Source organism: Paenibacillus sp. FSL R7-269, assembly GCF_000517865.1.
Lineage (GTDB): Bacteria > Bacillota > Bacilli > Paenibacillales > Paenibacillaceae > Paenibacillus_AQ.
On sequence record NZ_ASPS01000031.1, the window covers coordinates 51,935 to 75,335 of the forward strand.

Below are 23,401 nucleotides of genomic sequence, written 5' to 3' on the forward strand. Positions count from 1 at the left end.
TGGAAGGAGTTCAATCCTCCAGAACGGGCATGACATTTTTTATATTATATCCACAAAACATGAATTAATATATTTTATGACATTTGGGATTTTATTTCATAAATGAGTTGTTGAAGGGATGAACCGTTTGATTAATTCGAATCAGAGCCGCTCGATTGAAGAGAAATCAAATCCTATTCAAAGAGTTTTTTTTACGTGGACACGTCCCTTCATTAATAAAGCTATTCGTAAGGATCTGCCAATAAGTGCTGTTCAAGAATCATGTTTGGTCATTCCCTCCGCCTATGGGATAGATCATTTTCAAGAAGAGTCTGAGTCCGTTCGCAGACAAAAAAATGTGATGCCACTGATTATGCATATTGTGCGTCAGTTGAAGTTCTCCTTTCTTGCTTATGCGCTGCTTGCTTTTCTGACACTGGCATTACAATTCTCCATCCCGTATTTGTTTCCTGATATTCTTCGCTCAATTATTAACGGAAGCTCGCAGCCGCACGGTAAAGCACTAGGAGGTATATTCCTGTTTATCGCCATACAGATGATTAAGGTAATCTGTAATTCTCAATTTTTACATTTTCGTTGGAAGCTAATTACATCGATTGAATTTAATTATCGAAATATACTTTTCAAAAATATTTTGCGGAAAAGAGAATCTTCTCAGCGAGCAGGACAATTGATCGATTTGTATGGAAACCAGATTAGCTGGTTAAGAGGAATTGTCTGGTTTATAGACGGTGTAAGCAGCGCCCTTGGTGTTATATTTGGAGTTGCACTCCTGGTAATGTATTTAGGAGTGGGGGGTCTTATGGGATGCTTGTTATTATTCGCAGCACCAATGTTCTCACGGCTACTTCGTACACTGAATCAGGTAGATACAGAGTTAAGCAAAGTGAATAGTAAGAGGCTCTTTGAAATTAACGACTTTCTTCACAAGTTTAAAGAAGCTAAACAAATGAATTTTACCAACTACTTCATTCAAAAGATTAAAAATGAAAGATCACGACAATCGGAAGTTTTACATAAAAAAAGTAAGGTTCAGATTCTATTAACCCTCATTAACTACTCTATGGTACCTTTAACAGCTATGATATGTATCGGTTTCTCCTCCCTCATGGGCTATCCGCTAAGTGTTGAAAAAACCATGGCTTCCTTTATCGTTTTTGGCCTCCTTGATCGTTGTATTAACGACTTCCTAGTTAGTATAAATACGGTTAGACAAGGAATGAAGGCAATCTCACTAGTACAGGAATATGTTAGTCTGGATGAATTTGCATGGGAGGGAAGCCATTCAACTCCCCCACAAGCAGAGACAATCGCACTACAGAAAGCATCCTTTAGTAATTTTACGGACCCAAGTCAGATACTGCTTACAGATATAGACCTAACCATTGCTCCAGGACAGTTAGTTGTCTTAGTGGGCGAAACAGGATCTGGGAAAACAACTCTGCTACGTTCAATAGCAGGGTATTTGGAATGCGTTCAGGGTGAGAGCCGCCTGGCTCAGCAATGTGAGGAGGTCTTGGATAATTCTCCATTATTTCCGGTAAGTATTAGGGATAATATTATCCTGGACAGACCTTATGAAGAAGCGCGTTATGATCAGATTATTCATGCATGCGAGTTAGGCGAGGATCTGGAACAATGGGCGAGTGGAGACTCTACTATTATTAATACGGATATGGTCAATCTGTCAGGCGGACAGATAAAAAGAATTCTATTAGCCCGGGCTGCATATCAGGGGGCCCAAGTAGTACTGCTTGACCAGATCTTAAACTCTTTGGATGCAAAGGTACGGAAGAGAGTGCTCAGAAATCTTATTTTAGATTTTTGGAAAGATACAACGAGAATTATGGTAGCAGCAACCATAGACCAGGAATTATTCGAACAAGCGGACCAAGTTATTGTAATGAGAGAGGGGCGTATTCAGCATTCCTTTCAAAATAGTGAACTCAATCACAGTACACTACGGGAATTCCTCCCTGATGAAATTGCAATTCAAATCAAGAATGAAATCACGCAAAATGAACGGTCTGAAGGACGTGAATTAAATCTGGATGCGCCGGATTCTGACGAAAATACAGGGACTAAGCAATCCGGCTTAAAGATCCTCAAAAATTATTTTTTGGAGATTGGGAACAGGCCGATATTATTTCTTTTCATATTTTTATTTATCTTAGCGCAGATTATCGATGTTGCATCCATATATATAGTGCCACGATTCGGCGGGAATGCAGCAAACCCAATTTTGTTTTCCTCTATTTATTTTGGCGTAGCCCTCTTGCTGGTCCTCACCAATATTGTTCGCATAAGTATAATTTATCTAGGTAATGTAAAAGCAGGCGAATCTTTTCATCAGCAGTTATTACAGAGGGTATCCAAAATGAGCTTTTTGCAGTTCAGCAAACAGCAGAATGGTTCTTTATCTGCCCGTTTTTCCAATGATATGAAAGTTATTGATATGGATATGAGTGGTTATACCAGTAATTTGCTGGAATCATTTTTTAAAATTATTACTGCATCCCTATTAATAGCATATTCAGATTTATATATGGTTCTGGTCCTGGGTGTATTCCTGATTTTTTTCAATAAGATTCAGAAAGAAGTTCGTATTACAGGTAAAATTACCTCTAAGTTAGCTAACGAAGCTCACGAACCATGCCTTGCTATTCTGAAGTCTGCAGCAGCAGATTCTGATTATGTGAGAAAGAAAAATCTTCAAGTGTATTTATTGAATATATGGAAAGAAAAAATATCCTATACACTAAATGCTGAGTATACAAGGCAGTCTGTTAATAGATTTTATCTGTTCTGGATAGAAGTTGCAGGGTATTTTACATTTTCTGCTTTCTTGATTCTTATGAGCTTAAAGGGGTTTTCAGGAAATCCTGTTGTTATTTACGTTACTTTAACGTATACGTTAACAGCATTTTCTAATTTTGAGGTCCTACTTAGAGACCTTCGTCATATGGAGATTGGGACGAATTCACTTGAAAGAATCTTGGATCTTGAAAATGAAGAATCCCCAAAAACCATACATGAGAGCTTACCGCCCTTTATAAATACAGCAGGGGGCCTGACAATCAGCAATTTGAGCGCTCAGTATAATGATTCAAGGCCGATCATCTCTGGACTGACCCTCAAACTTGAACCAAATCAAAACCTGCTTGTCAAAGGAAGAACGGGAAGTGGCAAGTCTACGTTATTTTACTGCCTGACCCAATTTATGGACTATGAAGGTGAGATTCTGCTTGGAGATACGAATGTTAAATCCATTCCAGATCATTTGTTGGCGAAGAAAATCGTGACTTTACCACAGCGTCCCGTACTCTACCACGGAACTCTAAGAGAGAATTTGGACCCCGAGCTGCAATGTACGGATCAGGAGATATGGTCAATGCTTGAGAAGTTGAAACTTAAGGGCAGAGTAAGCTCCCTTGAACAAGAGACCAATGAGTATTTGGATAGCTTCAGCCAGGGCGAGAAGCAACTCCTTAATATGGGGAGATGTCTTCTCCTCAAGCCGGAATTGTTATTAATTGATGAGGCGACTACCGATATTTATGGAACGCATGAGTCAGATCTATACAGACTACTGAGTCTGGAGTTGCCTAATACGATGGTAATTGGTATTTCACACAAAGATACTCAGTCCAACTTTTATCATAACATTTTGGATATTGAAGATATGAAGCTTAAACGAATGGGATGATTCTCTACCACTCCATAAAATTCTCTTCAATCAGCGCAGCAAACGATTCTGCGATCACCTCGTAATCCCCGTTATCATGGTCGATGAGCAGCACGCGGCCTTCGGGGTCAAGCAGGATCGGGTTACCTGAGCCGTCCATAGAGAAGACTGCACTTCGTGCAAGCAGCCCGCTCATAGGGGTATCCTTGTAATCCTCGCGGAAGGACAACGTTAACTCGGTCACACTCTCCCGCCCGATGGAGGAGCCGTTGCTGAAAGCGTGTACGGGAAGCCCGGCATAGGCGCCGCCAAAGCTTCGGATGAATTGAACATAATCCTGATCCAGCGACAGACCCAGCTGCTTCTCTGCCCCAGCGATTTGTTCCTCTGTTGCTGGTGTACCGAGCAGACTCTGATTCCCCTCTTTGGTTAAAAAAAGCTGCAAACGTTCCATTAGCGCATTATGCATTGCCATTCCCCCGCTTCTAAGAGTATCTATTAATCATAACAAGAGCGGGGCTTAGGTCAATAGTGCGCTTTGAATGATCTGAGTATTTAGCTGTGAAGGCGTATGAGCCGCATATAAAAAAGCTGTCCCACGCGCAGTATGCCTGCTCGTAGGACAGCTTATTTAAATACGTTCAGCCACATTTAATTGTCGCTGCGCCCATTCACTCACCCAAACGAAGTTTCGACACTCTGCGCGACTATCTCCCTGAGCTCGGCCTTCTGTGCATTGAACTGCTGCAGGGTGATGCTGCCGCTGGCGAGTCTGGCTTCGAGCTGCTGGGTCAGCTGCTTGACCTGCAAGTTGATAACCCGGGTCACGTTGCCGCCATTCTCTTCGGCGATGTTGCGCAGGGATTTTCCGTCATACAAGGCGTCGTATAGCTCTTCGTCAGAGGTAGGGTTCAGGTTCAGGGCATCCAGCAGCTCATCGGTATCGGCCACATCAGAGGTGGACCATTTGGCGACAGGAAGGGTATGTAAAGCCGGCTTGCCCCAGGCCGTTCCTCCGAACGACATGGCTACGATCATTGTTCCTACAATCATTACACGCTTAATATTCATATGTTTTATATTCATGTGTATAATCCTCTTTTCGTGGTTGGTTATATCGGTCAAGGTTCATCATTTACGGCGGCTAGTGAACTTCAGCTAAGTACAGTTTACCCAATAATACTGAAATGAAGCTTAAGTCTTCTTAAAGATAACCTAAACTTTGCTTGTCTCTGCCGGTTCCTTGCTCCGGCTTCTTCATCTGCGTTATTCTTGAAGGACATTACCCGAACTGAACAAGCGAGAGCGGAAGGATGGGCCGTCTATGAAAAAAATACTGGTCGTTGATGACGAACCGGCCATTGTGAGTGCGATTGCCTACGCGCTGCGGCGTGAAGGCTATGAAGTCGATACTGCCGGTGACGGGGAGGAAGCGTTAAGCAAGGCGAATACCTTCCGTCCAAATGTGCTGGTGCTGGATGTAATGATGCCGAAGCTGAGCGGTTATGATGTCTGCCGCAAGCTGGAGGACCGGGATGATATTGGAATTATCCTGCTGACTGTCAAGAATGATATTGTCGATAAAATTGTCGGTCTGGAGCTTGGTGCAGACGATTATATGACCAAGCCCTTTGAGATCCGCGAGCTGCTGGCCCGGGTGAAGGCGCTGCTGCGCCGGCTGGAGAAGAATACGGCTGAGGTCCGAAGTGAGCTGATCGAATACGGTCTCTTGCAGGTTTACCCGGACCGGCGCAGCGCCGAGCTTGGCGGGGAGCTGCTGGAGCTGACCCCGAAGGAATTCGATCTCTTGCATCTGCTGCTCTCGCACCCGCAGCGGGTGTATATGCGCGAGGAGCTGCTGGAGCAGATCTGGGATATGGACTATGCCGGGGGAACGCGCACCGTAGATATTCATATTCAGCGGGTGCGCAAAAAGCTGGGCGAGCCCTACCAGAATATCCTGCAAACCGTCTACGGCGTAGGCTATAAGGCAGTGCCTGCTGGGAGCTACTCATGAGAATCAGCATTAAGCTGAAGTTCAGCCTGTTCCTGGCGGCGCTGCTGATTCTGGCCGTCGGCGTGCTGAGCTACTTCGTCCTGCGCGGCGTGGAGCGCAATGAGCAGGGCCAGACGGAGCGCAGTCTGGCCCAGCATGTCAACACGGTCAATCTGCGCGTGAAGCAGACGTATTATACAGGCGCGCGCCTTACGCCGCAGGTCTTCATGCAGCAGCGCGGCAAGGCGCTGGCTGCCGAGCTGGCCGGATTCACCGGCCTGGAGGTGACCCTGTACGACAGCCAGGGACAGCAGGCGGGCACCTCAGCGCAAGGCGAGCCTGGGACGGGTCCGGGCAAGCCGGATCTCAGCACAGCGCTGGACTACGCGCTGAATAACAAGGTCGCCTACCAGAGTGAAGGCGACAAGCTGTTCTACCTGGCCCCGCTGCAGGGACCGGAGGGGCAGATGGGTGTGGTGCAGCTACAGTATTCCCTGGAGGGCGCCCGCAGCTTCCAGCAGACACTGCTGAATCTGTTCCTGACGACAGGCGGCGCCGTGCTGGTGTTCAGCTTCATCCTCGGGTATCTGTATTTCAACCGTGCGGCTGCCTCCATCGGGCGGCTGAAGAAGGCAGCGGAGGATATCCGCGGGGCCAACTATATCACGGCTCCGCCGGTAAGGCGCAAGGATGAGCTGGGGGAGCTGGCCGAGGGCATTTATTTCATGAGCCGGGAGATTGAGCGCAGCATTGCCGCCAAGGATGAAGAACGGCACAAGCTGCAGCTGGCTGTGGAGAAGCTTCAGGCGCTGGAGCAGCAGCAGAAGCAGTACATCGGGAACATCAGCCATGAATTCAAGACGCCGCTGACCTCGATTAAGGCGTATGTCGACCTGCTGAATATGTATGACGATGACCCCAAGCTGCTGCATGATGCCAAGCTGAGTATTGCCAAGGAAACAGAGCGGCTGTACGAGATGGTGGAGAAGGTGCTGCAATTGACGGCGCTTGCGAAGTATGATTTTGAATCCCAGGCAGAGCTGCTGGAGGTTGAGAGTACGCTGAGCGATATCTGCGGACGGATGAAAGGCAAGGCGGAGCGCTACGGCCTCACAGTCACGCTTGACGCCCAGCCCGCGCATATCTGGATTGACCGGGAGAGCTTCATGCATATCTTCATCAATCTGCTGGACAATGCAATCAAATATAATGTTCCGCAGGGGAGTATCCATCTGCACAGCGAGGTAAGGGATCAGCGGGTGTGGATTACTGTACGGGATTCCGGCATCGGCATTCCGGAGGCGTCGCGGGAGAAGATCTTCGAAGCGTTCTATACGGTCAATCGTGACCGTTCCAGAGCCTCGGGCGGCACAGGGCTTGGCCTCTCGCTGGTCCGTAATCTGGTGGAGAAGCAGGGCGGAACCATTATCTTGCTGGAAGGCTCAGGCGAAGGGGCGGCGTTTGAGCTGTCTTTTCCGCTGGTGACCTGAAGGGATAATGTTTACAAGTTGGATATAGTTGAGATGCGGTTTGGAAATAAGCGTCCGGTATGCTGAAGAGGCAACATGAGCGATGAGCTGGAGGGAAGCCTGAATGAATTATATGAGCCATAGAGCCTGGGGCAAAATCTGGAGCATTCTGCTCTGCGGAGCTGTTCTGCTGTCGGTTACTGCCTGTAGTACTGAGAACACAGATACACGTGAGGTTGTAGAGAAGGCGGGCCGCAAAATTACAGTCCTCGACAATATCAGCGAACCGGTCTATACGAAGCTGAAGCTTGAGGGCATACAGAAGGTGGAGGGGGTGCGGGGGACGGATTTTGCCGGTGAGGATGTAATGGTAGTGACCAAGGAGAACCGCAGTCTCCCCTCGCAGGTGATTGAAGGACAGGAACGGTATCCGCTGAATCTCTATCTGCATACCCTGTCCACAGGTGAGGAAGCTCCGCTGCAGGTTGGAGAGCTGAATTATGGCGCGCCGCAAATCTCCCCGGACAAGACGCATATCTTCTTCAAGGAGCTGTCCGAGATGACTGGGATCGGATACATTATGGACCTGGCTGGCGGCGCTCCGGTGAAGGTTAGCGAGACGGAGTTTCAGATCGAGGAAGGGAAATGGGCGGATGATACGCATGTGATTTTTCCTGATATGGAAGGCAATATTCGAAGTGCAGATCTAACCGGCAAGCAGGAGACGATCCTGAAGACGGGCATCCCTTATGTGCATGAGGTGGTTCAGACCGGCAGCCGGATTCTCTATGTTACAGGTGAAGATAGCCAGCTAAGCGCCTATGACATAGTGACGAAGCAGACTAAGGTGCTGCTAAAGAATGTGATCTGGGCCGTTCCCTCCCCTGACGGAAGTATGCTGGCGATTGTTGAGCGTACCGGACGCGGAGAGATGACGTTGAAGCTCTGTGACAGCGAGGGCAATGAGCAGTCTAAGCTAGCTTCGGGGCAGCAGATCTTCGGCACCAGCTGGTCGCCGGACGGCAAGCTGCTGGCTTATGCAGTCACGGCGTCTGGTTCAACGGATGACCAGCAGGACCTGTTCATTATCGAGGTGGAGACCGGAGAGCAGACGCCTGTGCTGAATGATTTTCATCTGTCTGATCCTCTCCACTGGAGTCCGTCCGGTAAGAAGCTGCTGGCCACAGCCACAGTGTTGAAGGATAATATCTATCAGTTTCTGACCTATGTGGTCAGCCTGTCGTAACGCTTTTATACGCCAAAAGCAAAAGGCTGCCCGGGATCAGCCGCATGACGGCTACCCGGACAGCCTTGCTTTTTAGATGATGAACAGCATGAAGCGGGAGAACTAATACACTAAGGCTGGAGGGTGATCGTGGTCTCCAGATTCTTCAGATAAGTCCGTTTGCCCAGATTCCCGCGTCCCGGCAGAATGTTGCCGTTACTGTCTTTTTTCTGCCCCGCAATGGTGAAGTCATCGCTCTTAACGGTCAGCGTATACGGCTTGATGGTTATGGTCTTAGGTGTGTTAGCAAAAGGAGGATACAGCTCATTCAGATAGTATTCTGTCTCCGGTTTGCTGTCGTAAAATCCGTATCTATTCGGGTCAATAGAATTGCCCTGGTCGTCTACAAGCTCATAGTACATCATGCTGGCATGAAATTCGCCGGACTGCTCTGCGGATTGCGGCACCTCACCCTGACTGTTCAGAACCAGACGGGTGGATACCGGAGTGACCTTTAATTGCTCGACAGTATAGCTGAAGGCACCCTCTGTTTTGGTGATGTTCGGGGTAACCGTGAGGGCGGTATCCATGATTTTTACAGGTGCAGTGAATGTAAAGGTCTCATTCATTTGCTTGACCTTAGCCTCCACCGTCAGGGTGAATTCATTCGGCAGATTCAAATCGCCCGACAGCTCGGCAAGATAAGCATGATCCTGATAAGGAATATCGCCGAAGGCTCCTGAAGTGAACTTAATCTGCTGCCCGTCAGCCAAGACGGCCGGTGGCTCAATCAACTGCCCTATAGTTCCGCCCGAGAAATCTAATCCGCCCTCATGCTCAAGCTGGAAGCTGAGCCGTGTGCCGTCATAGAGCAGATCGGTCAGCTTGAGTGTAACTCCGTTATGGGTTACGCTGAGACCCGGCTGTGACAACATCCCCTGACTTTTTGCAAGCTCAAGCGAGTGCGGAGTGGTTCCCTGATAGAGAATGCCGATCCCCGGAATTTTCTTAAGCGTATCTGCCATTGCCGGTGACACGAAGCCTGCGCCCAGAATGCCTGCACCTAGAACCCCGGCGATGGTGGCGGCGATAGCTGTTTTTTTGAAAATCCCCGGTCTGGCCTTCGATCCTCTTGATCTTGTTATGCTGCTCATTTCTTCCTCTCCAATCTTATTCATAATGATCGTGCTTAACTCCGCTCTTGGCTTAACGGATTCCCGAATATGTTGTTCAATAGCCTCCATCTCACGATGTCTTGTTCGCTCCCGATATTGATCCATGCTTCCTCGCTCCTTTTTGGGCGGCACGCTCCAGCAGTTTTTTACGCAGCCGTTCGTATTTTTTGCGGATGGTTGTCGCCTTGATTCCCATAATTTCGCTGATCTCCTCGAAGGTGTACTGCTCTACAGCCTTCAGCAGCAGGATGTGGCGCTCCTCTGTGGTCAGACAGGCCATTAGCTCGGAGGTTACCGATTCACTTGGCGGGATCTGCTCCTGCCGCTGCTGCTCCTTGTAATGCTCTACTAATCTAAGCCAACGGCTTTGTTTTTTCTTCAAATTGATTAAATGGTGGTAAGCCATTTTGTACAGCCAGGCTGAGAAGGAAGTGCTGCTGCTATAGCGGTGAAGGTTCGCATAGGCGCGGATGAAGATTTCCTGAACGGCATCTTCTGTTTCGGTATGGTCTTTGAGAATATAGAAGCAATAGGTATAAATCTGGCGTTGAAACCGTTTAATGATGATCTCATATGACTGCTTATCTCCAGCCTTCACAGCCTCTACAGCCTGCTCGATCATTAAGCTTCGTTCGTCCGCTTCCCCGGGGACGGTTAATTGCACTTACCTCACCTCCTTTGGTTGGATACCTATATAACAATCGGAATGCCGCGTATTGTGACACAATCTTATACATAAGGGAATTGTGGTTATTAGCCGGTTAGCCGGTCCACACTTGTTTTTATAATTCATACTTGACAGGTATGTTTAAGGGGGTATATGATAACAGCAATCATTCACCGCTAATTAAATGAACAGTGAAAGAATCGTTGTCAACATCATACCTGAGATTTGAGCTGATTGGACCACCAAAGGCTCCCGCTACAGTTCCCGAACAGGGAATGGACCGGGGGCCTATTTGCGTCCCGTGGATGAATAGCAGAGGAGAGAGGGCATGGAGGATAGACAGTGGGAGCAGCTGGAGCAGGCGGATCATCTGTTCCGTAAGCTGGTACGCAGGTTCGTTAAGGAGCGTGACCGCGTAAACGTGGAGGGAGTAGCCTTGCCGGGAATGCTGATTCTGCACAAAATCATCCGTGACGGGTAGCAGCGTCTGGGCGATCTGGCGGAGCAGCTTGATTTCACCTCAGGCGCCATAACGGCGCTGAGTGACAAGCTGGAGGCGGGCGGATATACGGTACGCAGGCGTAAGGAGGATGACCGCCGGACTGTGCTGCTGGATATTACCGCCCGCGGCCGGGAGATGGCGGAGCGGAACGGAAACATCGGTGCCAGGTGTATTATGCTTCTGTTCGAGGGCTTTACGGAGGAAGAGCTGGAGCAGCAGAGCCGGTTCTATCAGCGGATGACCGGGAATCTGGAAGGGTTCTCAGAGACGCTGCTGGAGCTGGCCCGGCAGAATGCAACCATACCCGTTCCCGCAGAGCCTGAACAGAAGCGGCGCGGAGGCACGAAGAGTAGTTATCTTAGCTATTGAGAAATGAAGAGAATACCAACCCAATGATGAGGAGAGATAAGCATGGGACATTCCACAATATATCCGACAGGGGCAACTGTATATAACCCGGCCAAGGCATGGAGCGGCTACACGGTATTTCAGGCAGGCGATGAGGGCGTAGTGCTAATCGACATGAGCGGCAAGGAGGTACATCTATGGCAAGGACTGATCGGTTTCCCGGCCAAAATCCTTCCCGGCGGCTATGTCCTGGGCAGCACCGGCAGAAGAGATCCCAAATTCGGCATTCAGGATAATGTCGATCTGGTGCAGGTGGACTGGGACGGCAATGTGGTCTGGAGATACAACAGCTATGAGCAGATCGCGGACCCGGGGGCTGAGCCGCTGTGGTATGCCCGCCAGCACCATGATTACCAGCGGGAAGGCAATCCTGCGGGATACTATGCTCGCGGGCTTGAACCTTCGGTTAACAGCGGGACAACGCTAATCCTGGCGCATAAAAATCTGCATAACCCTGAGATTTCCGACAAAGAGCTGCTGGATGACACGATTATTGAAGTGGACTGGGAAGGCAATATCCTCTGGGAGTGGGCAGCCAGCGATCATTTCGCGGAGCTGGGCTTCGACCAGGCGGCGCGCAATGTCCTGTTCCGCGACCCCAATACCCGCTCCTTCGGGGATCTGGGCGGCGGCGTAGGCGACTGGCTGCATATTAATTCTGCGTCTTATGTGGGGCCGAACCGGTTCTATGATCAGGGAGACGAGCGCTTCCACCCGGATAACATTATCTGGGATGCCCGCGAGGCGAATATTATCGCCATCACCGACAAGCGCAGCGGGGCTATCGTCTGGCGTCTGGGCCCGGACTATTCCCTGCCCGAAGTGAAGCATATCGGCTGGATTATCGGCCAGCATCACGCCCACATCATTCCGAAGGGACTGCCGGGGGAAGGCAATCTGCTTGTATTCGATAACGGCGGCTGGGGCGGCTACGGTCTGCCGAATCCGGCATCGCCGTTCGGGCAGAAGAACGCGCTGCGTGATCACTCACGCGTACTGGAGATTAACCCGGTGACGCTGGAGATTGAGTGGCAGTATACTTCGGCGGAGGCCGGATTCTCCATTCCGACGGATTCCTATAAGTTCTACAGCCCGTATATCAGCTCGGCGCAGCGGCTTGCCAACGGCAACACGCTGATTACCGAAGGCTCCAATGGACGGCTGTTCGAGGTCACGGCAGCGCATGAGCTGGTCTGGGAGTATATCTCCCCGTACACAGACCGCCGCAATACGAATATGGTCTACCGTTCTTACCGGGTACCCTATGCCTGGGTGCCGCAGCTTACGAAGCCGCAGGAGAATGCGATTGAGCCGCTCGATGTGTCCAGCTTCAGGGTACCGGGGGCCGCTCCGAAGGGATCGGATTCGGTCGTGCAGGTAGCGACGACGCTGCCTTTTACAGAGGGGGCAGCCTGTGTAGCCACTACGGATGAAGGCAGCGTCCGGCGGGCCAGGTAGAGACTCAGGCAGGCTTCAGAAATTCATAGACGAAGAGGTGCGTTCTTGTGACAAAATCATGGTACAGCTCAAGCCTTCTGCTCTTATCCTTATCTCTGGTACTGGTGCTCTCCGGCTGCAGCTCCAAGGGAGATGCGGCAGCCTCTGCGGGAGAGGGCGGCGGTACACCGAAGACCCTGAAGATCAGGATTGCCGATATCAACACGAATCCGACCTTCCGGGTAGCCCTTAAGCAAGGCATCTTCGCAAGCCACGGCATCGATGCGGAGATGATCAACTTCGGGACACCGGCCGAGGGAGTGAATGCGCTGTTCATCAAGCAGGTGGATGTGGCCTTCGGTGCGGACTTCCCGGTGCTGAATGCCGTTGCCAAGGGCGACTATTCAATCATTGCTTCCGCTGGTCAGGCCACGGATCAGGCAGCGGCAGTATGGAAGCTGTACGTCAGAGACGATATTCAGTCTGCCGCGGACTTGAAGGGTAAGAATCTGAGCTTCCTGCGCGGGACGTTCCTGCCGTATCTGTGGGACGAATATCTGAAGGAGCAGGGCATCGCACTCAGCGGTGTGAAGCTTACAGGACAGGGTGCTTTCGACGAAGCCTTCATCGCCCTGAAGCAGGGGGATGTCGATGCCGCCTGGTTCAGCGGTTCAGCGCTGACCGATAAGCTGGCTGCACTTAAGGGCGTGCATGAGCTGACCGATATGTCGAAGACTCCGGTGCGGCTGGGGATGGGAATCGTAGCTGCGGATGCTTTTGCAGAGGAGCATGGTGAAGGCATTGGAGCCTTCCTGGCAGCGGTGGATGAAGCCTCGGCGTACGTACAGGAGCATCCCGAGGAAGTAGCGGAGCTGATGTACAAGGAAGTGAAGCAGCCGAAGGAAGCAACGCTGAAGGATCTGCCGGCGAATCCGTGGAAGGTGGGCTTCACCCAGGCTGCATACGACAGCCTCGCCGGACAGAAGAAGTATATGGTGGATACAGGGATTATCACGCAGGATTTTGACCTTGGCAGCAAGCTTAAGCTGGAGCCGCTGAAGCAGGCGTTGCCGGATAAAGTGACCTACCCGGAATAAATGAAACTACAGGAGGTGCCCCATGTCTTTATCTGCTAAACCAGCGGCAAGGCAGCATGCTATTCATATCGAGCAGCTGCGTAAGAGCTACAGTGAACCGGCAGCCGGAGATGTTCACTACATTATTAAGGATGTAGATCTGGTGATCAAGGGCGGAGAATTCTTCGTACTGCTCGGCCCAAGCGGCTGCGGCAAATCCACGCTGCTGAATATGATTGCCGGGTTCGTCTCCAAGTCTGGCGGACATTTGCGGGTAGACAACATCGAGGTGGATAAGCCGGGCCGGGACCGGGCGGTGGTGTTCCAGCAGGCCGATTCGTCCCTGTTCCCCTGGCTGACGGTGCGGGAGAATGTAGAGTTCGGACTGCGGATGAAGAAGACGGCGAAGGCCGAACGCAGGCGTCTGTCTGACCGCTACATCGGGCTTGTCGGGCTGAACGGCCATGAGGACAAATTCCCGAAGGCGCTGTCGGGAGGAATGAAGCAGCGGGTACAGCTGGCCCGGGTGCTGGCGAATGATCCGGCGATCCTGCTGATGGATGAGCCGTTCGGCGCGCTGGATGCCATGACCCGGCGGACGATGCAGAAGGAGCTGGTGCAGATCTGGCGGGAGACGCATAAGACGGTGATCTTCGTGACCCATGATATTCAGGAAGCACTGCTGCTGGGGGAGCGCATCGGCATTATGTCGGTAGGGCCCTCCTCCAATATCACAGACATCTACGACAATACGCTGCCCTTCCCCCGGGATGTGGCTTCACCTGAATTCTATTGGCTGTATAGCCGGATTCAGAGCCATTTTGAAGAATAGGACGGGAGGTGATACCTGATGAGATGGTTGGAAAAGAAATGGGTATCCGTATCCCTGCTGTGGCTTGCCGTACTGCTCCTCTGGCAGCTTGGCGCCTGGGTGTATGGTCCGGATATCATTCCCGGGCCGTGGGCAACGGTCCGGGGCGGGCGTGAGCTGGTGGAGGACGGGACGCTGGTGCAATATATCGGGGTCAGCTTGTACCGCGTGCTGATCGGCTGGGTGCTAGGCAGTCTGCTGGCTATTCCGGCAGGACTGATCACCGGCAAGGTGAATGTAGTCCGCCTGTTCGCTGAGCCGTTCCTGAACTTCATCCGCTTCATTCCGCCGATTGCCTTCATTACACTCTTCCTGGTCTGGTTCGGCATCGGGGAGCAGTCGAAGATCGCGCTGATTATGTACGCCACCTTCTTCATTGTGGTGTTGAATACCCTGACCGGGGTCATGTCGGTAGAGGAGGACAAGATCCGTTCCGCACGCAGCATGGGGGCCAGTGAGTGGCAGATTCTGCTGCATGTCATTGTGCCTTCGACGATTCCGTATATTTTCACCGGTGTGCGGCTGGCGATGGGCACCTCCTATATGGCGATTATCGGCGCGGAGATGATTGCCTCGAACGAAGGGGTGGGGTACCTAATCTGGAATTCGCGGCTGTTCTTCCGTACCGACTGGATCTTCGTAGGGCTGATTAGCCTCGGCTTCATGGGCTTCTTCACAGACCGGGCCTTCGGCTGGTTCGGCCGGAAGGTGCTCTACCGCTACGGTGTGGTCAGCGTGGGTGCGCACAGAAGATAAAATGAGAGAGTAGCGCATGGCCTCCGGTTATTCCGGGGGCTCTTTGTGTTACCTGGAAGGCAGCGTGGTTAAGGCTCTCCGGTCTGCCACAAATGCTGCGGGTTTACAAAGGTTACTACTGAGCTTAATGCCGGGCAAATAATGGACCTCTATACTTCAGGTGGGCACCGAACAAGCTTCCATTCAGAGATTAGCCCGCAAATCAGAAATAGGAGTGATAGGGAAATCATGAAAAAGAGATTTGCACGGTTAGGGTCTATGAGTCTGCTGTTGTGCTTGCTCGTCCTGCTGCTGGCTGCTTGTGCCAACTCGGAGGCGAAAGCTGATGACAGCACCGCAAGCACCGCAGAGCTGAGTCTGAGCGACATTGAGGCCGAAGCAGCCAAGGAAGGCGCGGTGGTCAGCGTGGGGATGCCGGATACCTGGGCGAACTGGAAGGATACCTGGACGGACATTACGGGAACATACAAACTTACACATACCGATACAGATATGTCGAGCGCGGAGGAAATTGCCAAGTTCGATGCCGAGAAAGACAAGCCGACCGCCGACATTGGCGATGTGGGTATCGCCTTCGGTCCGGTTGCAGCAGATGCAGGCGTAACCCAGCCTTACAAAACTTCTTACTGGGATGAGATTCCCGCCTGGGCCAAGGATAAGGACGGCCACTGGGTGGTCGGTTATCAAGGCAGCATCGCCTTCCTGACCAATACCAAGCTGGTGGCTAGTCCGCCTAAGAGCTGGGAAGACCTGAAGAACGGCAGCTACAAAATCATTGTAGGCGATGTAACGAAGGCTGCACAGGCGCAGATGGCCGTGCTGGCGGCTGCGATTGCTTTTGGCGGGGATGAATCCAATATTGAGCCGGGACTCGCCTTCTTCGAGGAATTGGCCAAGAAGGGCCGTCTCTCGAATGCCGAAGCATCGCTTGCGAACATTGAGAAGGGCGAGGTGGAGGTAACCCTGCTCTGGGACTTCAATGCGCTGAACTATAAGGATCAGATTGATAAGAGCAGCTTCGATGTGGCGATTCCGAAGGAAGGCAGCGTAGTGAGCGGTTATGCGACCATTATCAATAAGTGGGCTCCGCATCCAAATGCCGCCAAGCTGACGCGTGAGTATATTCTCAGCGATGCAGGCCAGATCAACCTGGCCAAAGGTTACGCCCGTCCGATCCGCGAGAGTGTGAAGCTGCCGGAGGAGGTGTCTGCGAAGCTGCTTCCCCAGGAGCAATACGCGAACGTGAAGCCGGTAGGCGATTACAAGGTGTGGGAGGCAACCGCCAAGACGATTCCGCAGCTCTGGCAGGAACGCGTATTGGTCCACCTGAACTAACCTCAGACTGAACTGTATGCAACAGATGAAGGGCGCCTTGCAGTATCCGGGGCGCCCGCTTGCTACTTCCGTATCTTAAGAAGAGAGGAGTGTACGGAATGAAACAACGACAATGGAGTAGTCTGCTGGCTCTGGCTCCGTTTGTGCTGCTGGTGCTGGCCTTCCAGGCCGTGCCGGTCCTGTCGATGCTCTTGGGCAGTCTTCGCAGCTCTGGCGGCGAAGGCTTCACGCTGGGCAACTATATCCATGCGCTCAGCAGTGCTTATTACATGCAGGCAATCAAGAACAGCCTGCTGATCGCTGTCTTCTCCAGCCTGATCGGGCTGGGGGTGGGCCTGGCCTGCGCGTATTGCGTCACGCGCTTTGCCCCGGCTGCGCGCGACCGGCTGCTGCTGCTCTCGAATATGACCTCGAACTTTGCCGGAGTTCCGCTAGCTTTTGCCTATATTATTCTGCTCGGCAATAACGGCGTGTTCACGCTGCTGTTCAAGCAATGGGGCTGGAATGTATTCGGCGACTTCAACCTGTACAGCTGGTCCGGTCTGATTCTGGTCTATGTCTATTTCCAAATTCCGCTGGCATTACTGCTGTTGTATCCGGCTTTCTATGGCATCCGGGAGCAGTGGAGGGAAGCGGCGGACCTGCTGGGGGCAAGACCTTGGCAGTTCTGGACGACGGTTGGGCTGCCCGTGCTCTCCCCGGCGATCTTCGGGACGCTCGGCATTCTCTTCGCCAATGCGATGGGTGCCTACGCAACAGCCTATGCGCTGGTCGGGGGCAACTATAATCTGTTGTCTGTGCGCATTGGCTCCCTGGTAGCGGGCAATGTGGTCACCCAGCCGGAGATGGGCAGCACCCTTGCTGTCCTGCTGGCGTTAAGCACTTTGCTGGCGGTGTTCCTGAATCAGCGGATGGTGCGCCGGATGGACGTCTATAGCGGTGCGTTGCAGTCCAGACGGGAACATAGCAGCAGCGGCCAGGCATGGAAGCGCCGTTGGCGGATCGCCCGGGAGGAGGCAGGACAATGAATACACGCAGAGCGGGGATCGGCCCGCGCGTTTTCATGCTGCTGCTGATGGTCTACCTGCTGCTGCCGCTGGCGGCTACAGGGCTGTATGCTTTTGCCCGGGACTGGCAGAATACGCTGCTTCCTAAAGGCTGGACGCTGGAATGGTTCAGCGGTATGTTCCGGGACAGCCGCTTCCTGGAAGCGCTCTGGACCTCCCTGTATTTGTGCGGCATCAGTGTGGCGCTGAGTCTCGCTGTGATGCTGCCGGCTGTTTTTGTCATTACGGTCTATTATCCGCGCTGGGAGAGCTTCATGAAGGGAATCGTCGTTCTGCCCTATGCCGTGCCTGGGGTGGTAGCTGCCGTAGGGCTGATCCGCGCATATTCCTCGGGACCTTTTAACCTTTCGGGGACGGCTTATTTATTGATTGGGGCGTACTTTGTAGTCGTGCTGCCTTATATGTATCAGGGCATCCGTAACAGTCTGCTTAGTGTATCGGCGGTGGAGCTGCTGAATGCCGCTGAACTGCTGGGAGCCAGAAGGCGTACGGCCTTCCTCACGGTCATTCTGCCGAATATATGGCCTGGGATTATCGTCTCGGCGCTGCTGTCGTTCTCGGTGCTGTTCGGGGAGTTTGTGCTGACGAATATGCTGGTCGGGGGCCATATCCAGACGATTCAGGTCTATTTGTATAAAAGAGTCGGAGAAAGCGGGCATTTGGCCAGCGCCATTGCCATCTCATATTTCTTCTTCATTCTGCTGCTGTCGGCCGTGCTGATGAAGCTGGGGCAGCGGATGGGCCGGTTATCGAAGTAAGGAAGCCGGGGCAGACCCGGCATTAATAGGGAGGGACAGGAATGAATGATTATCTGAAGCTGCTGGGTATCCATAAAAGGTTCGGCGATGCCAGGGTACTGGATGGGGTGGATCTGAGTATCGCCGAAGGGGAGCTGGTTACGCTGCTGGGACCGTCGGGCTGCGGCAAAAGCACACTCCTGCGCTGCATCGCTGGGCTTACAGAACCGGATAGCGGCAGTATGCTGCTGGAGTCCCGGGAGCTGACGAAGCTGCCGCCGCGCAGCCGGGACATCGGCATGGTGTTCCAGTCGTATGCGCTGTTCCCCAATTTGACGGTCCGTCAAAATGTGGAATACGGCATGCGCATGCGCGGCATCGCTCCTGCAGCAAGGCGGACGCGCAGCGCAGAGCTGCTGGCGATGGTGGATCTGGAGGACAAGCGGGATGTCTACCCGCAGTCCTTGTCCGGCGGGCAGCAGCAGCGCGTGGCGCTGGCCCGCTCGCTGGCCGTCCAGCCGAAGCTGCTGCTGCTGGATGAGCCGCTCAGCGCACTGGACGCACGAATCCGCAAGAATCTGCGCGCGGAGATCCGCGACATCCAGCGGCGGCTTGGCATGACGACGCTGTTCGTCACCCATGATCAGGAGGAAGCACTGATCCTCTCGGACCGGATCTGCATCATGAATAAGGGGCAGATCGTTCAGCAAGGCTCGCCGGAGCAGCTCTACACAGCGCCGCGTACGGAATTTGCCGCCCGGTTCATGGGCAGCTACAATGTGCTGAGCCGGGCCGAGGCGCTGTCGCTCTTCCGCAGCATCGAGAGCCGGGCCGACCGGTTTGCCATCCGGCCGGAGACCGTAACCCTGCTGGCGGCAGGGGAGCCGATCCAGGATGACGCCGATGGTATGGTGGATGTGCACGGTCAGGTCCAGGCGGTATCCATTCTGGGCAGCATTATCCGGGTCAGCGTGACGGCGGAAGGTATCCCCTTAACAGTAGACCTGCTGAATGACGGGCGCTGGCTGCAGGTCCGGGAAGGGGATCGCGTGACCCTTCTCATGGACGCTGCTAAGCTGCTGCATCTGGAGCAGGAAGGGGCGTAGTTGTCTGTTCAAGCAGGTTCCGCCGTTAGTCCGGAATGGATCGGATAGAAGCAGCGGGATTCGTGGTATAATGGGGAAATCTGCAAGCAAGCAAGAAGAACAGGAAGGAGCAGTACCCCCAATGGAAGTAACCGCACAGGAAGTGGCGGAGTGGATGGTGAAGGAAATCAAGTTCACAGGGACGTTATACCAGACCGCTGCGACCCAATATGTGAAGGCAAATTTCGGTGAACAGTTTGTATTCGTGAATGAGAACGGCAATGCTTCGTTATCCAAGGAAGTGAAGAAGGCCTTCCGCAAGCTGCATGGCGGCCGGATTGCCTGGGACCGCGACGGATTCCTGTGGGCCTGGACCTGAGGCTGAACGGTCACAAGACCACCTTAATAACATGAGCAAAAACGGCTACGCCATCCTTGACAAGGACGGCGTAGCCGTTTCTGCTAGAACAAGGGGAGCAATACTGTACTAGCCCCATTGGCCCAAATTATTCTTCGAGTGACATCTCCTATACATATTCCAGCATGCCTTTGTCCTTGAGCAGATCCACAATGTCCTTGACGGACTGTGCCTTGTCCTTAGGGCAGATCATGAGGGCATCCCCCGTGTCTGCGATAATAAAACCTTCAACGCCTATAGTGGTGATCAGCCGCCCGTTGCCATAGATGATGGAGTTGTGGGTATCGATGCCCAAATGATTGGCTTTGATAATATTGCCTTCACCATCAGGCGGGAAGATGGCACCGAGTGCATCCCAGCTGCCGATGTCATTCCAGCCGAACTGTCCGGAGAGGACCACAACTTCGTCGGAACGCTCAAGGATGCCATAGTCGATCGATATATTTTGGAGCAGCGGGTAGATCCGGTTAATCGTCTCTTGCTCTTGATCCGTACCCCATGCCTCTCTGATCGGCAGCATCGTGTTATACAACCGCGGCAAATAACGCTTGAAGTTATCGATAATGACCGAGGTCTTCCAGATGAAGATCCCGCTGTTCCAGAGATAATTGCCTGAGGCCAGATACCCCTGTGCCTTCTTGAAATCCGGCTTCTCCACGAATTCAGCTACATCGTATACGGCAACCGGCTTGACTGCGATCGGCTCTTTGTCATAAGCGATGTAGCCGTAACCGGTGGACGGGAAGGTCGGCTTGATCCCGATCGTGACAATGGTATTGCTCTCCATGGCTACGGTGCAAGCTTCGTCCAGCGTAAGCCGGAACTGCGGCTCATCGGTAATATAGTGATCGGAAGGCAGGACGACCATTAAGGAGTCCCCTTCGCTCATCTGCTGGATGGCGAAAGCGGCGAATAGAATACTCGCCGAAGTATTTCGGGCCACCGGCTCAATCAGGATATTGCTCTTCTGCACACTGCTGTGCATAATGCTCTCCAGCAGTACCGCCTGGGTTCGGTTCGTTACAATAACGGTATTTTCCTGCGGAATAATGCCCTTGAAGCGTTCGATCGTATCGTTCAGCATAATATCGTTGCCGCTGATGTTCAGCAGCTGCTTGGGGATTTCCTGTCTCGACAGCGGCCAGAAGCGGGTGCCGCCCCCGCCTGCGAGAATGGTTGCGAATTTATCCATGATGGGTCACCAGATGGGCAATCAAGAAGGAGATAATGCTCTCCGAGCCTTGATTGAGATTCAGTCCCGAACTGTGAATCCCGTCGTAGCAAGCCCCGGTCTGGGGATCTATCAGGCTGAGCTGCAAGGAGTTATTCCCTGTATACCAGGCATAGCATAAGTCAGCCTTCCGCAGATAAGCAGGGTCCTTCAGCACCGAGGCGGCTTCCCGGCAGGCGAGCAGCATCTCGCAGGCTTCGATCGGCTGTTCGTCATAGAGCGCAGGCGTGCCGCCGCGCAGCAGCCAGCCATGGCTGCCAATGGGCTTGTAATAGCCTTCCGGCGCGAAGGTCCGGGAGATTAGGAAATCCAGACTTTCTTGGGCCGTAGCTCGGAGCACCGGATTGCCGGAGATCTTGTAGGCCTTCAATAGTGCCCAAGGCAGCATCGAGTTCCCGTAAGTCAGGCTGTCTTCGTACCAGTTCCAGCCCTCGCCCTTGGTATGGTTGTACTGGTCATTTAGCCGGACCGCGATGGATTCGATCAGCTCACTAATGAAGGCTTCGGGCAGGAAGGCCTGTTCTTCCTCTGTGCCTGGTGTATGCGGATACGGAAAGGAGTAGGTGAGTGCTCCGGGAGTTTTGAGCAGATAGCTTAGCCCGACAAGTGCATAGGAAAGTGCCCGGGGAGACCGAATGCCGCCGATATGAGGCAGCGCCTGGTTGATTAGATAGCGGCAGGTATTCAGCAGATTATCCGGCAGGATGGAAGAATAGGAGAGGGCGAAGCCCAGCGCCCAGAGGGTGCGTCCCTGACAATCCTCGGAGCCGCGCTCCTCCAGGAAGGAGCGGCTGTAGTCCATGAAATTCCGGAAGTTGCCTTCCTCCGTCTGTGCATGATGGACGAAAGAGAGGTACGTATGGATCAGGTCGAGGGCAGCGGCCTCGGGATTTTTTTTGTACATCAGTACGGCTGCAATTAGAGCCCGCGCATTGTCATCGGTGGTGTAGCCTTTGGCACGGTCGGGAACACCGAACTTCGTATGCTGAAAAATCCCCGTGTCATCGGTAATCCGGCGCATATAGTCCGGTTTGAGCTGCAACACTGCTGGTGGATGCATCAAATCACACTCCGGTCAGCCGGGGTGGAGAGGGCTATTTTATCGTGAAAGATGGCTGCATAGCTCTTTGCAACCTCACTCCACATCATCTTACTGCCAAGCGCCTGTGTACGCTGCTCCATATCCTCGACTTTGGCCGGATCATCCAGCAGCTCCAGAATACAGGCTTCCAGAGAAGCTGAATTGCGGAATTCCGCGAGCAACCCCCGGCCTTCAGCTAGCATCTCTTCGGCATAGCGGTAAGGGGTGGAGATAATGACTCTGCCATAGCCAATGCCGTAAGCGAGGGTGCCGCTGACAGCCTGATCCTTGCCCAGATATGGAGTCATATAAATATCCGACATCACCAGTGACTCGATGACTTCTTCCTGGGTCAGCAGCTTGTCGACGAACAGCACATTATTGACCAGTCCTAGCTCATACACCTGATCGGTCAGCTTTTGCCGGTAGACTTCGCCTGCCTCTTGTTTAACGACCGGATGGGTCTTGCCCCAGATGATATAGAGCGCGTCCGGGTGCTGCTTCACCACTCCGCTCATCGCTTCAATTGCATATTCAATGCCCTTGCCGGGACTCAGGAAGCCGAAGGTGGAGAGAATTTTGCGGTCTCCGAACTTATACTGGGTCTTTAGCTCCGCGCGGGTAGCTGTCTGCACAAAGGGCACACCGTGATGAATGAAGGCGATTTTGGCGGCTTCTATATGATAGACAGAGATCAGATCCTGTGCTGTGGACTGGGCCATCGTGACCACTTGGACGCTTCCTTCAGCGAGCCGGGTAATGATCTCATGCTGCTTCGGTGTAGGCTTGGTTAAGACAGTATGGAAGATAACCACATAAGGGACCTGAAGCTCTTCCGTGAACTGCAGGAGATATTCACCGCTCTCTCCGCCGTAGATGCCGAATTCATGCTGAATGACGAGCAGATTGGTATCCGACTGATTAATTTCCCGGGCTGAATCTATATAATCGGATAGCTGCTGCTGGTTGATTTCCCTCATGACCTGATCCGTGTAACGGTAATCTCTGTTGTTGTTCATGGCGATGATCCGCGGTTTGTTGAAGCCTTGAAGCTTCGTGAACTCATCCAGCAGATCCTGGGTGAAGGTAGCAATTCCGCATTCTCTAGGCAGGCTGGTGGACAGGAAAACTATGTTTTTATTGCGGTTGCTGCGGTTCATGATAGAGCCTCCCTATGGAT

General features: G+C 52.6%; 22 protein-coding genes. 15 read left to right on the forward strand and 7 right to left on the reverse strand.

Annotated features, from left to right (window positions below; all coding sequences use genetic code 11):
- Nucleotides 1-118: 118 nt before the first annotated feature.
- Nucleotides 119-3,706, forward strand: coding sequence for an ATP-binding cassette domain-containing protein (locus C162_RS16250; protein WP_084648942.1), 3,588 nt, complete (start codon nucleotides 119-121; stop codon nucleotides 3,704-3,706).
- Between the two features lie 4 nt (nucleotides 3,707-3,710).
- On the opposite strand, the gene C162_RS16255 is transcribed toward C162_RS16250, so the two are convergent.
- Nucleotides 3,711-4,160 (reverse strand): SMI1/KNR4 family protein, encoded by a 450-nt coding sequence (locus tag C162_RS16255; protein WP_235218450.1) that lies wholly within the window; start codon nucleotides 4,158-4,160, stop codon nucleotides 3,711-3,713.
- A gap of 200 nt (nucleotides 4,161-4,360) precedes the next feature.
- Nucleotides 4,361-4,771 (reverse strand): hypothetical protein, encoded by a 411-nt coding sequence (locus C162_RS16260; protein ID WP_235218451.1) that lies wholly within the window; start codon nucleotides 4,769-4,771, stop codon nucleotides 4,361-4,363.
- A gap of 238 nt (nucleotides 4,772-5,009) precedes the next feature.
- On the opposite strand from C162_RS16260, the gene C162_RS16265 reads away from it, so the two are divergent.
- The 3 genes from C162_RS16265 to C162_RS16275 all read left to right on the forward strand — a co-directional run bounded on the left by C162_RS16265 (nucleotide 5,010) and on the right by C162_RS16275 (nucleotide 8,396).
- Nucleotides 5,010-5,702, forward strand: a complete 693-nt coding sequence (locus tag C162_RS16265; RefSeq protein WP_036695561.1) for a response regulator transcription factor — start codon at nucleotides 5,010-5,012, stop codon at nucleotides 5,700-5,702.
- Nucleotides 5,699-7,171, forward strand: coding sequence for a sensor histidine kinase (locus C162_RS16270; RefSeq protein ID WP_036695562.1), 1,473 nt, complete (start codon nucleotides 5,699-5,701; stop codon nucleotides 7,169-7,171). The genes C162_RS16265 and C162_RS16270 overlap by 4 nt, the downstream gene beginning before the upstream one ends.
- 103 nt (nucleotides 7,172-7,274) lie before the next feature.
- Nucleotides 7,275-8,396 (forward strand): TolB family protein, encoded by a 1,122-nt coding sequence (locus C162_RS16275; protein ID WP_036695563.1) that lies wholly within the window; start codon nucleotides 7,275-7,277, stop codon nucleotides 8,394-8,396.
- Between the two features lie 110 nt (nucleotides 8,397-8,506).
- On the opposite strand, the gene C162_RS16280 is transcribed toward C162_RS16275, so the two are convergent.
- Together C162_RS16280 and C162_RS16285 are read right to left on the reverse strand one after the other, a co-directional pair.
- Nucleotides 8,507-9,655, reverse strand: a complete 1,149-nt coding sequence (locus tag C162_RS16280; protein ID WP_036695564.1) for a DUF4179 domain-containing protein — start codon at nucleotides 9,653-9,655, stop codon at nucleotides 8,507-8,509.
- On the reverse strand, nucleotides 9,621-10,214 hold the full coding sequence (locus C162_RS16285; RefSeq protein ID WP_036695565.1) for an RNA polymerase sigma factor: 594 nt from the start codon (nucleotides 10,212-10,214) through the stop codon (nucleotides 9,621-9,623). The genes C162_RS16280 and C162_RS16285 overlap by 35 nt, the downstream gene beginning before the upstream one ends.
- A 331-nt stretch (nucleotides 10,215-10,545) precedes the next feature.
- On the opposite strand from C162_RS16285, the gene C162_RS36930 reads away from it, so the two are divergent.
- The 11 genes from C162_RS36930 to C162_RS16335 all read left to right on the forward strand — a co-directional run bounded on the left by C162_RS36930 (nucleotide 10,546) and on the right by C162_RS16335 (nucleotide 19,870).
- Nucleotides 10,546-10,698 (forward strand): hypothetical protein, encoded by a 153-nt coding sequence (locus tag C162_RS36930; RefSeq protein WP_235218452.1) that lies wholly within the window; start codon nucleotides 10,546-10,548, stop codon nucleotides 10,696-10,698.
- 15 nt (nucleotides 10,699-10,713) lie between these two features.
- Nucleotides 10,714-11,088, forward strand: coding sequence for a hypothetical protein (locus tag C162_RS36940; RefSeq protein ID WP_268748805.1), 375 nt, complete (start codon nucleotides 10,714-10,716; stop codon nucleotides 11,086-11,088).
- Between the two features lie 42 nt (nucleotides 11,089-11,130).
- Nucleotides 11,131-12,585, forward strand: coding sequence for an aryl-sulfate sulfotransferase (locus C162_RS16295; protein WP_036695566.1), 1,455 nt, complete (start codon nucleotides 11,131-11,133; stop codon nucleotides 12,583-12,585).
- A 47-nt stretch (nucleotides 12,586-12,632) separates the two neighbouring features.
- Entirely contained in the window at nucleotides 12,633-13,661 is a 1,029-nt protein-coding gene (locus tag C162_RS16300) for an ABC transporter substrate-binding protein (protein ID WP_036695567.1), read from the forward strand.
- A 22-nt stretch (nucleotides 13,662-13,683) separates the two neighbouring features.
- A complete protein-coding gene (locus C162_RS16305; protein ID WP_036695568.1) occupies nucleotides 13,684-14,472 on the forward strand; it encodes an ABC transporter ATP-binding protein in 789 nt (262 codons plus the stop codon).
- Nucleotides 14,473-14,490: 18 nt separating this feature from the next.
- On the forward strand, nucleotides 14,491-15,267 hold the full coding sequence (locus tag C162_RS16310) for an ABC transporter permease (protein WP_036695569.1): 777 nt from the start codon (nucleotides 14,491-14,493) through the stop codon (nucleotides 15,265-15,267).
- A 228-nt stretch (nucleotides 15,268-15,495) separates the two neighbouring features.
- Nucleotides 15,496-16,602 carry an ABC transporter substrate-binding protein gene (locus C162_RS16315; RefSeq protein ID WP_036695570.1) on the forward strand — a complete coding sequence of 369 codons (1,107 nt, stop codon included), beginning with the start codon at nucleotides 15,496-15,498 and terminating at the stop codon, nucleotides 16,600-16,602.
- A gap of 98 nt (nucleotides 16,603-16,700) precedes the next feature.
- Nucleotides 16,701-17,630 (forward strand): ABC transporter permease, encoded by a 930-nt coding sequence (locus tag C162_RS16320; protein ID WP_036695571.1) that lies wholly within the window; start codon nucleotides 16,701-16,703, stop codon nucleotides 17,628-17,630.
- Nucleotides 17,627-18,427, forward strand: a complete 801-nt coding sequence (locus C162_RS16325; protein ID WP_036695572.1) for an ABC transporter permease — start codon at nucleotides 17,627-17,629, stop codon at nucleotides 18,425-18,427. The genes C162_RS16320 and C162_RS16325 overlap by 4 nt, the downstream gene beginning before the upstream one ends.
- A gap of 41 nt (nucleotides 18,428-18,468) precedes the next feature.
- Complete coding sequence (locus C162_RS16330; protein WP_036695573.1) at nucleotides 18,469-19,512, forward strand: ABC transporter ATP-binding protein; 1,044 nt, start codon at nucleotides 18,469-18,471, stop codon at nucleotides 19,510-19,512.
- A gap of 121 nt (nucleotides 19,513-19,633) precedes the next feature.
- A complete protein-coding gene (locus C162_RS16335; protein WP_036695574.1) occupies nucleotides 19,634-19,870 on the forward strand; it encodes a DUF6953 family protein in 237 nt (78 codons plus the stop codon).
- 148 nt (nucleotides 19,871-20,018) lie between these two features.
- On the opposite strand, the gene C162_RS16340 is transcribed toward C162_RS16335, so the two are convergent.
- The 3 genes from C162_RS16340 to C162_RS16350 are packed head-to-tail and all read right to left on the reverse strand — an operon-like array spanning nucleotide 20,019 to nucleotide 23,381.
- Nucleotides 20,019-21,101 (reverse strand): mannose-1-phosphate guanylyltransferase, encoded by a 1,083-nt coding sequence (locus C162_RS16340; protein WP_036695575.1) that lies wholly within the window; start codon nucleotides 21,099-21,101, stop codon nucleotides 20,019-20,021.
- On the reverse strand, nucleotides 21,094-22,200 hold the full coding sequence (locus C162_RS16345; RefSeq protein ID WP_036695576.1) for a glycosyl transferase: 1,107 nt from the start codon (nucleotides 22,198-22,200) through the stop codon (nucleotides 21,094-21,096). Before C162_RS16345 ends, C162_RS16340 begins: the two co-directional genes overlap by 8 nt.
- Nucleotides 22,200-23,381 (reverse strand): glycosyltransferase family 4 protein, encoded by a 1,182-nt coding sequence (locus tag C162_RS16350; protein ID WP_036695577.1) that lies wholly within the window; start codon nucleotides 23,379-23,381, stop codon nucleotides 22,200-22,202. Before C162_RS16350 ends, C162_RS16345 begins: the two co-directional genes overlap by 1 nt.
- Between the last annotated feature and the right edge of the window lie 20 nt (nucleotides 23,382-23,401).